The sequence below is a fragment of the Streptomyces sp. NPDC014891 genome, from assembly GCF_043081085.1.
GTDB lineage: Bacteria > Actinomycetota > Actinomycetes > Streptomycetales > Streptomycetaceae > Streptomyces.
Genome location: NZ_JBIBWF010000004.1, coordinates 484306 through 498811 on the forward strand (window position 1 = coordinate 484306; position 14506 = coordinate 498811).

The window sequence follows — 14506 nt, forward strand, 5'->3', positions numbered from 1 at the left end:
GGCGCATCCCTTCGAACGGGCGGTGTGCCCCCTCCCCGATCCGGCCGGAGCCGCCCTCCCGATGTGGCAGAGTCGGAACGGACCGGCGGTCCGGCGGAGGGGGCTGTGAGTGGCGCGGGTGGTCGACGACCGGTTCGAGCTGGTGGAACGGCTCGGCGGGGGCGGCATGGGCACCGTGTGGCGGGCGCGCGGCCTCGCCCTCCACCGGGACGTGGCCCTCAAGGAGGTACGCCCGCCCGACCCCTCGCCGGCCGAGTACGACCCCGGGGGCGCGAGCGAGCTCCGCGTCCGGGTGCCGCGCGAGGCCCGGGCACTCGCGCGCGTGGCGCACCCCCACGTGGTGACCGTCCATCACATCGTGGACGGCGGCGAGGGCACGTATCCCTGGCTCGTCATGGAACTGGTGCCCGGCGGTTCGCTCCAGGACCGCCTCGACCGCGGCGCCGGCGAGGCCGCGACACTCGGACGCGGAATCCTCGGGGGGCTGCGGGCGGCGCACGCGGCGGGCATCCAGCACCGGGACGTCAAACCGCCGAACGTGCTCATCCGGCCCGGCGGACAGCCCGTCCTCACCGACTTCGGCATCGCGGCGATCCACGGGGCGCGGCCAGGACCGGCAGAGCCGCCCCGGGCTTCCCGAACGGCCTCAACGCACCCTTCTTTCGCGGCACTTCACTGACTACCGTGGATCGTGCCGGGCAGTCGTGCCCGGGAGAGGCGGTGCGGCGTGGCACGGGTACCCGAAAGACTGCGCAAGCTCCTTCCGTCCGCCCGGCGGGCACCGGAGGCGGCTCCGCCGGCGCCACCGCGCCCCCGGCAGGGGCACAACCTCTTCGAGGCCGCCGCCGAGTACGTGGCCGCCTGCGCCGAGGACGATCCGGCACGGGCGGAGGAGGCGGCGAGCCGCGTCTCCCCCGGGATGCTGTCGTTCGGGGTCAACGAACTCGCCTGCCGTGCGCTCCTCACCCTCGCCCGGGAGCGGAACGAGTCACCGAGGACGGTGGCCCGCTCGCTGCTCGGTCTGCGGGAGCGGCCGGCGCCCCGCCCGGCGGCCGACGCGTAGCGGACACGGACCGGAGCGGACGCGGGCGCGGGAGTCCCGGGCCGGGCCGCACGGCGATGCAGGTCACGACGCGCGGCTCTGGACAGGCCTCCCTACTCACTGGTTAAGGTGCGCCGACAACCAGATGGGGAGGCATGCGTGGCTGGGACGGACCCGATCGCCGAGGCCGAGGTCGAGGGCGCTGCCGACGCGCTGTTCGTGCTGACCGCGGCACTGCTGACGCCCGCGCGTTTCCCGAGCGTCCTCGGCGACGACTACCCGGCGGCCTGCGCCGCCCTCGGACTCCGGCCGCACGCGGAGGGCTACGGCCTCGTGTTCGGCCAGGACGGGCTCGGCGCCCGCTGGACGGTGGTCGTCGACGACGTGTCGCTCGTCGCCGTGGCCATCGCCTCCTGGGACTGCGGCATGGCCTACGACCTGTCGCCCGACGAGGACTCGGTGGTCGCCGGGCTGCCGGGCTGGCCCCTCGAGGTGGTCACCCGCGCGCCCGGCGTGCCGGACCCGCACGACCCGGGACCCCAGGAAGGCGATCCCGCCCCGCTGGTACCGCCGTCCGGCGACGTCTGGGGGCCCGCGCAGCGGCGTCTCGGCGCCGACGAGGTGGGGCGCCACTGGGCCGCCTGGCGCAGCCAGGTGACGGACGACGAGCCGTCGGCCACAGCTCCGGCGTCCGCCGGCGGCCGGACGCCGGAGCCGCCCGGGAGCGTGGCCCCGACCCCGACCGCCACCCCGCCCGAGCGGTCCGCGACGCACGCGCCGGCCGCCGCACCCGCGGCCGTACCGGGCGAGGCCGCGGCCAGGCCCATGACCTGGTTCGAGAGGCCGTCCCGCGCACGGGCCACGCCCGCCCCGGCGCCGCAGGCTCCCCCCGCCGCCGAGGCCGCGGGAGCGGACCGGTCCGGCGCGGCCCCGGCCGCGGACGCCGCCTCCGACCCCTACGCGGGAGTCCGCCGGGCCCTCGACCAGCTCCGCGGCTACCTGGAGGAGCCCCCGCCGGTCGGCCGGGTCCGGTCCTCCGGCACCGAAGCGGAGGGCGGCGTACGGACGCTGCGCGCGGACGGCCCCGGCTGGTCGCTGGTGGCACGGCCCGACGACATGGCCTTCGTGCTCCTCGACGAGCTGCCGGGCGAGGTCATGCCGGTGGCCCGCGGCCCGCGGCTGCCGGCGCTGCTGGAGGGGCTCGACGCGATGGCCGTTCGACCCACCTGACCGCGCCCCGGGCGGCTACGGTCCTCCACCGCCCCCGGGGCGGCTACGGTTCTCCACCGCTCCCCAGGCGCGTAGCGGTCTCCGCCATCCGTGGCGCGCGGGTCAGACCTTCTCCAGAGGCCGGTGCGGGCCGACCGGCAGCTCGACTCGGATCGGGTCGCCGGGGCGCACGTCGCCACCGGTCAGGACGACTCCCATGATCCCGGCCTTGCGCACGACGTCTCCCTTCTCGTCACGGCCGAGCACCTGCTTGAGCAGTCCGTGGCGGAAGGCGTCGATCTGGGCGCACGGGTTGCGGAGGCCGGTGATCTCGACGACCGCCTCCGCGCCGAGGTGCAGTCGCGCGCCCGTCGGCAGGCCGAGGAGGTCGATCCCCCGGGTGGTGACGTTCTCGCCGAGGTCGCCGGGGGCGACCTCGAAGCCCGCTCCCGCGACCTCGTCGAAGAGCTCCGCGTGGATGAGGTGGACCTGGCGCAGGTTCGGCTGGGTGGGGTCCTGGGCGACGCGGGACCGGTGCTTGACCGTCACGCCCGCGTGGACGTCGCCCTCCACCCCGAGCCCCGCGAGGAGGGTGATGCCCGCCCGGTTGGGCTTGGTGAACGTGTACGTGCCGTTGCTGCTGACGGTGGTGACCGTGCCGTCGCTCATGGCGAGGGGTTCCCCTTCTCCGCTCCCCGGCGGGCCGGAGCACCGGCCCGCCGAACCGATGATCACATCGGGTGTGACCGTCTGCGACCCTACTCGGCCGCCTCGGAGCGCAGGGGTGCCCCCACGTCGTGCAGATGACCGAGGGCCTGGCGGTACGAGTCGACGAAGCCGGTCTCCGTGTACGGAATGCCCAGGGCAGCGCAGTGCGCACGGACGGCCGGCTGCGCCAGGCGCAGGTGGGGTCGCGGCATGCTCGGGAAGAGGTGGTGCTCGACCTGGTAGTTGAGGCCGCCGAGGAACCAGTCGGTCAGGGCGCCGCCCCGGATGTTGCGCGAGGTGAGGACCTGGCGCCGGAGATGGCCCCAGCTGTCACCGTCGGCGTGCTCGTCGGGCCGTTCCATGCCCTTGTGGTTGGGGGCGAAGGCCATGCCCAGGTGCACCCCGAGCAGCATCTGGTGGACGAGGGCGAAGACGAGCGCCTGAAGGGGGGTCAGGAAGGCGAGGAGCAGGGCGGTGTAGCCGGCGAAGTGGGCGAGGAGCAGGCCGCCTTCCACCAGCCGGTCGCGGCGGGTGCGGCAGGGGCCGTCCTCCGCGAGCAGGGCCCGTACGCCGTACACCTTGAGCGCGATGCCCTCCAGCGTCGTCAGCGGGAAGAACAACCAGGCCTGGTGCCGGGTGAGGAAGCCCCGCAGTCCGGTGCGGCCGGTCGTCTGGTGCTCGGCGAAGACGAGGATGTCGGCCGCGACGTCCGGGTCCTTGTCGAGGTGGTTGGGGTGGGCGTGGTGCCGGTTGTGCTTGTCGTTCCACCACTCCCGGCTCATGCCGAGGAGGAGGTTGGCGTGGACGAGTTGGAGGATCCGGCCGGCCTTGCGGTTCGCGGTGATCTGCGCATGGCCCGCGTCGTGGCCGACGAACGCGGCACGGGCCGAGAGCAGCGCGAGGGGGAGGGCGAGGGGCAGCGCCCACCAGGAGGGGCCGGTCAGGGCGAGTGCGGCCACGACGGCGCCGATGCCGAGGAGGTTGACCGCGATCCCGCGGGCGTACCAGCCGGGGCGGTGTTCGAGGAGTCCCTGCGACCTGACCAGCCGCAGGAGCGGGGTGAACTCGCTGCCGCCCCCACCGCGGGCGGGCGCGGCGGCGGGCGCGGCGGCGGGCGGGGGCAGGACGGTGGCCTGGGACACGGCGGGCTCCGGTTTCTGTCGGTCGGAAGTAGCGGTGCCACCGCCGGAAGGGGCGGCGGCACGGTCGAGGGGGGGGCGGCCGCGCGCGGGGCGTGGTGGTGGCGTGGTGGTCGCGTCCCGGAGACCGGGGTGGCGGGCGGGACGGGGCGGCGGATCGCGGTGCCGGGGCGGTGGACGCGTCTGGTCCGGCGCCCACCGAGAACGTACGGATCGGCGCCCTGTCGGAGCCATGGCGTCACCACCCGACCCGGGGAGGGGGCGCGCCGGGGGCCGGGGGTGGGGAGTTCCCCACCCCCGGCGGCGAGGGACCCCGGCTCCGGAGGCGAGTGTGGTGTGGATCACGCACGGAAACATCCGCGTCTCGGCCGGGCCGTGAGGTACCCTCGGCCGCTCGGACGTCAGGTAGTCAAATTTGAGGAATGCATTGTCGCTGTCGCACGGACCCGATGAACTCGCCCGCCACTCCGCCGTCTTCCTCCCCGCCGAGCCGCCCCGCGCGGGCTTGATCGCCTTCTGGTCGTCGGAGGACGACGACCCGGATCCGCACACCGGTGCCGGCTCGGGCGCCGCGGGCGTCGGCGCCGCCGGTGTCCACACCGTCGAGATGTCGGGCGTCGACCTCCCGGGCGTCGACACCGTCGAGCCCGCCGGCAGCGACACCGCCGGAACCGCCGACCGCACCGTCGTCGACATCACGGTCGTCGACGCGGAGACCCTCCGTCCGGTGGCCGTTCCCGCGCGTGTCCTCCCCGTACGGGACGCCCTGCCGCTGCTCGCGCGGGCCCGCTTCTCCGACGGCGCGTCGCCTTCGAGCGCCTTCTGGGGCGCCGCCGCGCTCCTCGCCCTCGACCTCGTCTCCCGCGGTCTGCTGCTACCAGGCCTCACCCCGGGTGACCTCGACGCCTGGCGGGCCGGTCCGCTCGGCCCCGAGGAGCTCGCCTCGCTGCGGACGCTCGCGGCCTCGATGCCTCCCGAGGCCCACGCCGCACCCCTCTCACCGGACGAGCCGCTGCTGCTGCCCGAACCCGAGGCGCTGCTGCGGGCGTTCGCCGACGCCGTCGCGGACACCCTCCCCCGCACACCGGCCGCGCCGCTCGCCGCCGGCGGACCCGCCTTCGCCGCCGACGCGCCGCATCCGATCCCCGGACAGCGGGCGTGGGCCGCCGATGTGGCGGCGGTGCACGACGCGGGCGTCCGGCTCTCGCTCCGGCTCGAACTCCCGGGCTTCACCGCCGAGTCGGAGAAGGCTCCGGACTTCCGCGCGGTCCTCCAGCTGCGCGGGGTCGCCGACCCGACCCTGGTGGCGGACGCGGCCGAGGTGTGGGCCGGCTCGGGCCGGACGGCGGCCGCCTTCGGCCCCCGGGTCCGCATGGACGCCCTCCTCGCCCTGCGGCGCGCCGCCCGGGCCTGGCCGCCGCTCACCCCGCTCCTCACGGCGGCGGTGCCCGACACCGTCGAACTCGACGACGAGGACGTCGCGGAACTGCTCGGCACGGCGGGCCGGGCTCTGGCCGCCGCGGGCGTCCAGGTGCACTGGCCGCGCGAACTCGCGGACCGGCTCACGGCCAGTGCCGTGATCGGTCCCCTGGACGGCGCCGCGACGGACGGACCGGACTCCGCCCGCGCCCAGGACGGGCCCGCGGGCCCCGGATCACCCGCCGGGACGGCCGGCGCCGGAGGGGGCGACGCCACGGCGCCCGGTCCCGACGGGGTGCCGGACGAGGGGCGTTCCGCCGCGGGCCTCCCGTCCTTCCTCTCCGCGAACGCCCTGCTCGGCTTCAACTGGCGCTTCGCCGTCGGCGACCAGGAGCTGACCCGCGCCGAACTCGACCTCCTCGCCGAGGCCGGGCGGCCGCTGGTCCGCCTGCGCGACCGGTGGGTCCTCGTCGACCCGGCCGAGGTGCGCCGGGCCCGCTCCCGGCAGGGCCGCCCGGTGACCCCGGTGGAAGCCCTCTCGGCCGTCCTCACCGGCACGACGGAGATCGACGGCCGGCCCGTCGAGGTGGCGGCGAGCGGCTGGCTGGAGCGGCTGCGGGAACGGATCGCCGACCCGGAGGGCGGTCGGCCGCAGGTCTCCCCGCCCGCGGCGCTCACCGCGACGCTGCGCGACTACCAGCTCCGGGGACTCGACTGGCTGCACCGGATGACCTCGCTGGGCCTGGGCGGCTGCCTCGCCGACGACATGGGCCTCGGCAAGACCGTCACGGTCATCGCGCTGCATCTGCACCGCCAGACCGATCCCGCCTCCGCCGGTCCCACCCTCGTCGTCTGCCCGACCTCCCTCATGGGCAACTGGCAGCGCGAGATCGGGAGGTTCGCGCCCGGCACGCCGGTGCGCCGCTTCCACGGCGCGACCCGCGACCTGGAGGAACTCGCCGACGGCGACGTGGTCCTCACCACCTACGGGACCATGCGCCTCGACGCGCCGCGGCTCGCCGGGCGGAACTGGGGTCTCGTCGTCGCGGACGAGGCTCAGCACGTCAAGAACCCGTACTCGGCGACGGCACGGCAGCTGCGGACCATCGGGGCACGCGCACGCGTGGCGCTGTCCGGCACTCCCGTGGAGAACAACCTCTCGGAACTGTGGGCGATCCTCGACTGGACCACTCCGGGGCTGCTCGGCACCCTGGGCGCGTTCCGGACCCGGTTCGCCGCCGCGGTGGAGGGAGGCCGGGACCCGGCCGCCGCCGCCCGACTCGCGGCACTGGTCCGCCCGTTCCTGCTGCGCCGCCGCAAGTCGGACCCCGGCATCGCGCCCGAGCTGCCGCCGAAGACGGAGACCGACCGGACCGTCTCCCTGACGCCGGAACAGGCCGGTCTCTACGAGGCGGTGGTGCGGGAGACCCTGGCGGCGATCTCCGAGGCCGACGGCATGGCGCGGCGCGGTCTGGTCGTCAAGCTGCTGACCGGGCTCAAGCAGATCTGCAACCATCCCGCCCAGTACCTCAAGGAGGACCGGCCGAGGATCGAGGGCCGCTCGGGCAAACTGGAGCTCCTCGACGAACTCCTCGACACCATCCTCGCCGAGGGGGCGTGCACCCTCGTGTTCACCCAGTACGTGGGAATGGCCAGGCTCCTGGAGGAGCACCTGGCGGCGCGCGGCGTGCGGACGCAGTTCCTGCACGGCGGTACGCCGGTCGCCGAACGGGAGGCGATGGTCGCCCGTTTCCAGTCGGGCGAGGTCCCCGTCTTCCTGCTCTCCCTCAAGGCGGCCGGTACGGGGCTCAACCTCACCCGGGCCGAGCACGTCGTGCACTACGACCGCTGGTGGAACCCCGCGGTGGAGGCCCAGGCCACCGACCGCGCCTACCGGATCGGGCAGGACCGCCCGGTGCAGGTGCACCGGCTGATCGCCGAAGGAACCGTCGAGGACCGGATCGCCGCCATGCTCGACCGCAAGCGGGAGCTCGCGGACACCGTCCTGGGCACCGGCGGCGACACCCCGCCGGAGCTGACCGAACTGACCGACGCCGAGCTGGCGGAGCTCGTACGACTGCGGGGTGACGCGCGATGAGCGGGTACGGACACGAGGGCGACGAGCGGACGTTCGCGGCGTTCCCGCCCGCGCGGGGCGGGTCCTTCGCCCGGACCTGGTGGGGACTGACCTGGCTGAAGGCGCTGGAGGACACCGCGCTCGACGGCCGGCAGCTCAAGGCCGGACGGCGGCACGCGCGCGCGGGAGCGGTGGGCGCCGTGTCGGTGCGGCCCGGGCGGATCACCGCCGTGGTGCAGGATTCGGACGGCACCGCGTACCGCAGCGACGTCCTGGTGCGGGAGTTCTCGGCGGAGGAATGGGAGCGGCTGCTGGACCTCGCGGTCGACAGCGCGGGCCACATCGCCGCCCTCCTCGACCGCGAGATGCCGCCGCACCTGGTGGAGGACGCGGCGGCCGCCGGCCTCGAACTGCTGCCGGGGATAGGCGACCTCGAACCGCAGTGCGGCTGCGAGGCGTGGGACCACTGCCCGCACACCTCGGCGCTCTGCTACCAGGTGGCCCGTCTGCTCGACGAGGACCCGTTCGTCCTGCTCCTCGTGCGGGGCCGTGGCGAGCGCCTCCTCCTCGACCAGTTGCAGGAGCGCAGCGCCTCCCGGGCCGCGCGCGGGGGTCGGGGGGCGGAGGACGCGCCGGCCGCGGAGACGGCCGGGCAGGTCGGGGGGATGCCGGGCGTGTCGGCGGAAGAGGCCTACGCGGCGGGATTCCTGGTGCCGCCGCTGCCCGCGCCTCCGGTCCCCCTGCCCGCGCCGGGCCAGTCGCCGTCCCTGGAGGCGGAGACGGACCCCGAGCCGGGCGTCGACCCGACGGCCTTGGAGTTCCTCGCGTCGGACGCGGCGGACCGCGCGCACCGGATGCTGGTCGAGGCCCTGGCGGCCGGGGACCCGGCCGGCGGAACCCCGCCGAGCGGGGTACCGGACGTCCGTACTCCGGCGGGCGGGTCCGGCGTGTCCCCGGCGTCGCCGACGGTCGCCCAGGACGCGGTGCGGCTCGCCGTGGGCTCCCCCGTGCCGTGGATCACGGCACGGCTGACCTCGGGTTCCGGCCGGACGCGCGCGGAGATGGACCTCGCCACGCGCGCGTGGCGGTTCGGGGGCGCCGCCGCCCTCGCCGTACTGGAGGAGGAGTGGACGCCGGACGCCGAGGCGCTCGCGTGGGCCGGAGCGCGGCTCGCGGAGGCCTGGGAGGACGACGAGCGTCCGGTCCTCCGGCGGTCCGCCGGCGCGCGCTGGACGGTGGTGGGGGCGGAGGCGCAGCTGCGGCTCGGCGAGGACGGGCGCTGGTGGCCCTATCTCAAGGACGGTGCCCGCTGGTCCCCCGCCGGGCCCGCGGACCGCGACCCGGCGACGGCGCTGGCGACGGCCCTGTCCTCCGCGGCTACTGGAGCGGCCGGCTGAGGGTGCCGCCGCCGGTGGCGGCCAGACTGCAGGCGACGGCGTCCGAACCGAGGAGGTAGCTCGTCCGGTACGGGTACTGGACGAAGGTGGTCCAGCGCGTACCGATCGGCTGCCGCGCGGCCTTGACGCGCAGGGGTGCGCGGCAGAGCACCGCGGCCGCCTCGCGGATCGCCGTGTCCGTGGCGTGGCGGCCGGTCAGCCGGAGCCGTGCGACCAGTTCGGCGTGGTGCGGCGTGTCGCACGCCCGGCGGACCGCCGTGCCGGGCGCGCCGCGGTCGATGTCGAAGCACTCGCCGACGCGCAGCGCCTCGAAGGAGACCGGGCGCGGCGAACCGCCGCCCTGCGCCGCGGGGCGGGTCCGCCGGGGTGCGGCGGGGGTGCCACCGGTCCGTGTGGGTGTCGAGGAGGCCTTCCGGGGCTCGCCCGTCCGGCGCGGGGCGGCGGTACGGGTCGGCGACGCGGTCGGCGTGTCGGCGGCACGGCCGCCGTCCGTTCCGGTGCCGGCGGTCCCCGTGGCGGCCGGCGCCCGGCCGGCCGGCGGGGTGGCCTCGGCGGTGCCTCCGTCGGAACCGACCGGGGACGGCACCCCGATCCGGTCCCCGCCGGGGCGCCCGCCCGCGGACGGGCCCTGCTCGGTCCCGCCGCGCGCGGCGACGAACGCCGTCGCCACGAGCCCGGCGACGAGCAGCGGGACGAGCGGCACGCCGAAGCGGCGGGCACCTCTGGCGGCCGGTCCGGGACGGGGCGCGCCGAGGCGGACGAGGCGGGGGGACCAACCGGTGTCGGCGCCGGTGGGTGCGTCCGCACCGGCACCGCGGAGGTCGGAGGGGGCCGCCGCGCCGGACGGTCCGGAACTCTCGGGGGTGTCGGCGGACTCGGCGGACTCGGCGGAACGGGACGAGCCGGCGGGCGCTGCGGACTCGGCGGTCCGATCCGGCTCGGAGGGCGCGCCGTACCGGGTCGAGTCGGCGGGCTCGGCGATCCGGTCTGAAGCGGCGGGCTCGGCGGGCTCTGCGGGCTCGGCGAAACGGGACGAGTCGCCGGGCTCGGCGATCCGGTCTGACTCGGCGGGCTCGCCGGAACGACCCGACTCGCCGGATCGACCCGACTCGCCGGCTCGACCGGACCCGTCGAGGGCTTCGGGCAGCGGGGCGGGACGGCCGAGCGGTTCGGGCTCCCCGGGGCGGCGGTCGGGCGGCGGGGCGGGAGTGGACGGGTGGGGCACGGGTTCAAGGTTCGCCGCTCCGCGGCTCCGCGGCCACCTTTTTAGGGCGGCGGGGAGCGGCCTGTACGGAAACGTGACCAACGCTCCCCCCGATCGCGCCCCTCCCTCCTTCCGTCGCCCCGTCACGATCCGGTCCTACAGGCCGAGCTGACGCTCGGCGCCCTCGACGGTCTGGGCGAGGAGCACGGCGATGGTCATGGGGCCGACACCGCCCGGCACGGGGGTGATGAGGGAGGCGCGCTCCGCGGCCGAGGCGAAGTCGACGTCGCCGATGTTGCCCGGGTTGTAGCCGGCGTCGACGACAACGGCACCGGGCTTGATGTCCGCGCCCTTGATGAAGTTCGGCTTGCCGACGGCGGCCACGAGGACGTCGGCCTCGCGGACGACCGAGGAGAGGTCCTCGGTACGGGAGTGGCAGTACGTGACGGTGGCGTCCCGGCCGAGGAGGAGCAGACCGGCCGGCTTCCCGAGGATCGCGCTGCGGCCCACGACCACCGCGCGCCTGCCGCGGAGTTCGACGTCGTACGCGTCGAGGAGGCGCATGATGCCGCCGGGCGTGCAGGAGACGAAGCCGGGCAGGCCGAAGCCCATGGCGGCGAAGGAGGTCATGGTGACGCCGTCGACGTCCTTCTCCGGGGCGATGGCCTCGAAGGCGGCGCGTTCGTCGATGTGCGGGCCGACGGGGTGCTGGAGGAGGATGCCGTGGACCTCGGGGTCCTCGGAGAGGTTCGTGATCACGGCGACGAGTTCGGCGGTGGTCGTGGTCGCGGGCAGTTCCACGTGCCGGGAGCGGATTCCGGCCTTCGCACAGCGGTTCTGCTTCATCTTCACGTAGGTGACCGAGGCCGGGTCCGCCCCGACCAGGACGGTCGCGAGACAGGGCGTGACCCCGGTGCGGCGGGTGATCTCGGCGGCGCGGGCGGCGGTCTCCTCGACGGTGCGACGGGCGAGGGCGGTGCCGTCCATGAGGGTGGCGGTGCTGGTGGACACGGGAACTCCTGGGCGTCGTCTCTGACAGGTGGTCGCCCAGGCGCACGGCATCGGTGCGGTCGCGCCGGTCGGGCACGCCTCCGCCGGGCCGCTCCCCGGTGGTGATCCACCTCAAGCGCCAGTCACGGCCCGAGCCCCACTCTACGTGAGCGGTCGGGGGCCGGTCCCGGACAGGGTGGGCGGGACCGGCGCCGGGACGCTTGTCGACGGCGTCCCCGGGCATGACGATGAGCCGGACGGGCCGGGACGACCTCGATGAGGAGGCCGAGTTGAGCGGGAGACGGATACCAGGACGGACGGCGTCGGGGAACCGGCCGGCCGACTGCGGACAATCGACGCCCGCGGCACCGCCCGCCGCGGTCCCGCGGCCCGGCGGGGCCTCCGGGTCGGGCCGGCCGGATCCCGGGATTCCGGCCGGGATCCCGGGGACCGGGGAGGTCCGGCCGCTGGTCGCGGCGTCGTGGCGACGCTCCGCACGCGCGCGGGTGAGTCCGGACGGAGCGGCCCGGGTGGAGCTGGACGAGGACGAGCTCGCCGACCTCCGGGACGGCCATCCCCTCGCGGCCGCGATGCCGGTCGTCCGGGAGCTGATGGGTGCGTACGCGACGGACGGGGAGCACCTCCTCGCCGTCTGCGACGCCGCCGGGCGGATGCTGTGGGTCGAGGGGCACCCGGCCACGCTCCGCAGGGCGCGCGGGATGAACTTCGTCGCCGGGGCCCGCTGGTCGGAGGCGGCCGCCGGGACCAACGCGCCCGGGACCGCCCTGGCCGTCGACCGGCCGGTGCAGGTGGTCGCCGCCGAGCACTTCCGGCACCCGGTGCGGGCGTGGACCTGCGCCGCGGCCCCCGTGCACGACCCGCGCAGCGGGCAGGTGCTGGGCGCGATCGACATCACCGGCGGGAGCCGGCTCGCCCACCCGCACAGTCTCGGTTTCGTCCAGGCGGTGGCACGGGCGGCGGAGTCACAGCTCGCGCTCCTCGCTCCGGCACCGGCGACGGGCCGGGCGAGCCTCGCCGCGCTCGGCCGCGACGAGGCCGTCCTGACGCTCGACGGGCGCCGGACCAGGCTGAGCCGGCGGCACAGCGAGATCCTCGTCCTGCTCGCGCACCGCCCGGAGGGCATCGGCGGCGAGGAGCTTCTCACCCTCCTCTACGAGGACGAGTCCGTGACCCCCGTGACGCTGCGGGCCGAGTTGTCGCGGCTGCGGGCGCTGCTGGGGCCGGAGCTGCTGCGATCGCGGCCGTACCGGCTCGCGGACGGGGCGGACGCGGACTTCGCGGCGGTGGACCGGCGGTTGTCCGCGGGGGCCGTCGCGGCGGCGGCCGGAGCGTACGCGGGCCCCCTGCTTCCGGCCTCGCTCGCCCCCGGTGTCGTACGCCTGCGGGAGCGGCTTGCGGGCCGGCTCCGGGCCGCGCTGGTCGACCGGGGAGACCCCGGGCTGCTCGCGGACTGGGCGTACAGCGGCTGGGGCGAGGACGACCTGGTGGTCTGGCGGGCGCTGTGCGCGGCGGTTCCGGCGGCCCAGCTCCCGCCCGTACGGGCGCGCCTCGACTTCCTGGAGGCGGAACTGTCCGCCGGCGCAACGGTGTTGCAACCTCCGGGTCCGCACACTCGGCGGTGACGTCGGCCAGGGACGGCCGGCGCGTCCGAGGGGAGCCCTGCCCATGACCCGTTACGCCGCACCCGGTACCGAGGGCGCGCTCATGTCGTACGAGGCCCGGTACGACCACTGGATCGGCGGCGCGTACGTCGCTCCGGCGCTCGGCCGCTACTTCGAGAACCCGAGCCCGGTGGACGGCCGCCCGTTCACCGAGGTCGCGCGGGGCACCGCCGAGGACGTGGAGCGCGCCCTCGACGCGGCGCACGCGGCCGCCCCGGCGTGGGGGCGGACCGCGCCGGCGGACCGCGCGGCCGTGCTGCTGCGGATCGCGGACCGGATGGAGAGCCGCCTGGAGGAGCTGGCGGTCGCGGAGAGCTGGGACAACGGCAAGCCGGTCCGTGAGACGCTGGCGGCCGACATCCCGCTCGCGATCGACCACTTCCGCTACTTCGCGGGCGTGCTGCGGGCGCAGGAGGGCACGCTCAGCGAGATCGACGACGACACGGTCGCGTACCACTTCCACGAGCCGCTGGGAGTGGTGGCGCAGATCATCCCGTGGAACTTCCCGATCCTGATGGCGGTCTGGAAGCTGGCGCCCGCGCTCGCCGCGGGCAACGCGGTGGTCCTCAAGCCGGCGGAGCAGACCCCGGCCTCGATCCACTTCTGGCTGGGGCTGGTGGCGGACCTGCTGCCGCCGGGCGTCCTCAACATCGTCAACGGGTTCGGCGAGGAGGCCGGCAAGCCGCTCGCGTCCTCGCCGCGCGTCGCCAAGATCGCGTTCACCGGCGAGACCTCGACGGGCCGGCTGATCATGGGGTACGCCTCCGAGAACCTGAAGCCGGTGACGCTGGAACTCGGCGGCAAGTCGCCGAACATCTTCTTCGACGACGTGTGGGCGGCGGACGACGACTTCCGCGACAAGGCGCTGGAGGGCTTCACGATGTTCGCCCTCAACCAGGGCGAGGTCTGCACCTGCCCCTCGCGCGCCCTCGTCCAGCGGGGCCACTACGGCGAGTTCCTGGAGGCGGCGGTCGCCCGCACGGAGAAGATCGTCCCGGGCCACCCCCTCGACACCGACACGATGATCGGCGCACAGGCCTCGGCCGAGCAGCTGCGGAAGATCGTCTCGTATCTGGAGATCGGCCAGAAGGAGGGGGCGCGGATCCTGACGGGCGGCCAGGTGGTCGAGCATGGCGGCGACCTGGCGGGCGGCTACTACGTCCAGCCGACGATCTTCGAGGGGGACAACCGCATGCGGGTCTTCCAGGAGGAGATCTTCGGCCCGGTGGTGGCGGTGACCTCGTTCACGGACTTCGACGACGCGATCAGCACGGCGAACGACACCTTGTACGGCCTGGGGGCCGGCCTCTGGACCCGCGACACGAACACGGCCTACCGCGCGGGCCGCGCCATCCAGGCGGGCCGCGTCTGGACGAACTGCTACCACGCCTACCCGGCCCACGCGGCCTTCGGCGGCTACAAGCAGTCGGGCATCGGCCGCGAGACCCACCGGATGATGCTGGACCACTACCAGCAGACGAAGAATCTTCTGGTGAGCTACTCGCCGAAGAAGCTCGGGTTCTTCTGAGCGGCCTCGGCGAGGCGGTTGACAACGTGTCCGGGCGGATCGGCGACAGCCCCGTGAACGACCGCCTGGCCACGCCGCGGTGTCCGGGAGGGCCCCCCGTGGCCACGGGGG

General features: G+C 75.6%; 10 protein-coding genes, 1 pseudogene and 1 riboswitch. Of the genes and pseudogenes, 7 read left to right on the top strand and 4 right to left on the bottom strand.

Going from position 1 to position 14506, the window contains the following annotated elements; genetic code table 11:
* Window positions 1–109 precede the first annotated feature (109 nt).
* From ACF09E_RS14165 to ACF09E_RS14175, 3 genes and pseudogenes are all read left to right on the top strand, one after another.
* A pseudogene (locus tag ACF09E_RS14165) lies at window positions 110–595 on the top strand (serine/threonine-protein kinase); the annotation flags it as partial.
* 132 nt (window positions 596–727) lie between these two features.
* The gene (locus ACF09E_RS14170; RefSeq protein ID WP_392205433.1) at window positions 728–1063 is read left to right on the top strand and encodes a hypothetical protein; all 336 of its coding nucleotides are present in this window, start codon (window positions 728–730) and stop codon (window positions 1061–1063) included.
* Window positions 1064–1201: 138 nt separating this feature from the next.
* Complete coding sequence (locus ACF09E_RS14175) at window positions 1202–2272, top strand: hypothetical protein (RefSeq protein WP_392205434.1); 1071 nt, start codon at window positions 1202–1204, stop codon at window positions 2270–2272.
* Between the two features lie 102 nt (window positions 2273–2374).
* Here ACF09E_RS14175 and ACF09E_RS14180 read toward each other — a convergent pair whose 3' ends face one another.
* A complete protein-coding gene (locus tag ACF09E_RS14180; RefSeq protein ID WP_392205435.1) occupies window positions 2375–2920 on the bottom strand; it encodes an MOSC domain-containing protein in 546 nt (181 codons plus the stop codon).
* A gap of 89 nt (window positions 2921–3009) precedes the next feature.
* Complete coding sequence (locus ACF09E_RS14185) at window positions 3010–4101, bottom strand: fatty acid desaturase family protein (RefSeq protein ID WP_392205436.1); 1092 nt, start codon at window positions 4099–4101, stop codon at window positions 3010–3012.
* Window positions 4102–4525: 424 nt separating this feature from the next.
* Here ACF09E_RS14185 and ACF09E_RS14190 point away from each other — a divergent pair, with 424 nt between their 5' ends.
* Window positions 4526–7615, top strand: a complete 3090-nt coding sequence (locus ACF09E_RS14190; RefSeq protein WP_392205437.1) for a DEAD/DEAH box helicase — start codon at window positions 4526–4528, stop codon at window positions 7613–7615.
* On the top strand, window positions 7612–8991 hold the full coding sequence (locus tag ACF09E_RS14195; protein ID WP_392205438.1) for an SWF or SNF family helicase: 1380 nt from the start codon (window positions 7612–7614) through the stop codon (window positions 8989–8991). Before ACF09E_RS14190 ends, ACF09E_RS14195 begins: the two co-directional genes overlap by 4 nt.
* On the opposite strand, the gene ACF09E_RS14200 is transcribed toward ACF09E_RS14195, so the two are convergent.
* Both ACF09E_RS14200 and ACF09E_RS14205 read right to left on the bottom strand, forming a co-directional pair.
* On the bottom strand, window positions 8972–10216 hold the full coding sequence (locus tag ACF09E_RS14200) for a hypothetical protein (protein WP_392205439.1): 1245 nt from the start codon (window positions 10214–10216) through the stop codon (window positions 8972–8974). The genes ACF09E_RS14195 and ACF09E_RS14200 overlap by 20 nt on opposite strands.
* A 135-nt stretch (window positions 10217–10351) precedes the next feature.
* Complete coding sequence (locus ACF09E_RS14205; protein WP_392205655.1) at window positions 10352–11182, bottom strand: bifunctional 5,10-methylenetetrahydrofolate dehydrogenase/5,10-methenyltetrahydrofolate cyclohydrolase; 831 nt, start codon at window positions 11180–11182, stop codon at window positions 10352–10354.
* A gap of 51 nt (window positions 11183–11233) precedes the next feature.
* A riboswitch (ZMP/ZTP riboswitch) is annotated at window positions 11234–11342 on the bottom strand.
* 85 nt (window positions 11343–11427) lie between these two features.
* Between ACF09E_RS14205 and ACF09E_RS14210 the strand changes: the two genes are divergently transcribed.
* Together ACF09E_RS14210 and ACF09E_RS14215 are read left to right on the top strand one after the other, a co-directional pair.
* Window positions 11428–12828 (top strand): GAF domain-containing protein, encoded by a 1401-nt coding sequence (locus ACF09E_RS14210; protein WP_392205440.1) that lies wholly within the window; start codon window positions 11428–11430, stop codon window positions 12826–12828.
* Window positions 12829–12871: 43 nt separating this feature from the next.
* Window positions 12872–14395, top strand: a complete 1524-nt coding sequence (locus ACF09E_RS14215; protein WP_392205441.1) for an aldehyde dehydrogenase family protein — start codon at window positions 12872–12874, stop codon at window positions 14393–14395.
* The last annotated feature ends 111 nt before the right edge of the window (window positions 14396–14506 follow it).

What these genes read in the sequence shown, in the direction of transcription:
- ACF09E_RS14180 (WP_392205435.1), bottom strand. Translation starts at nt 2,920, where the DNA reads ATGAGCGACGGCACGGTCACCACCGTCAGCAGCAACGGCACGTACACG.
- ACF09E_RS14195 (WP_392205438.1), top strand. Translation starts at nt 7,612, where the DNA reads ATGAGCGGGTACGGACACGAGGGCGACGAGCGGACGTTCGCGGCGTTC.
- ACF09E_RS14205 (WP_392205655.1), bottom strand. Translation starts at nt 11,182, where the DNA reads ATGGACGGCACCGCCCTCGCCCGTCGCACCGTCGAGGAGACCGCCGCC.
- ACF09E_RS14210 (WP_392205440.1), top strand. Translation starts at nt 11,428, where the DNA reads ATGACGATGAGCCGGACGGGCCGGGACGACCTCGATGAGGAGGCCGAG.
- ACF09E_RS14215 (WP_392205441.1), top strand. Translation starts at nt 12,872, where the DNA reads ATGACCCGTTACGCCGCACCCGGTACCGAGGGCGCGCTCATGTCGTAC.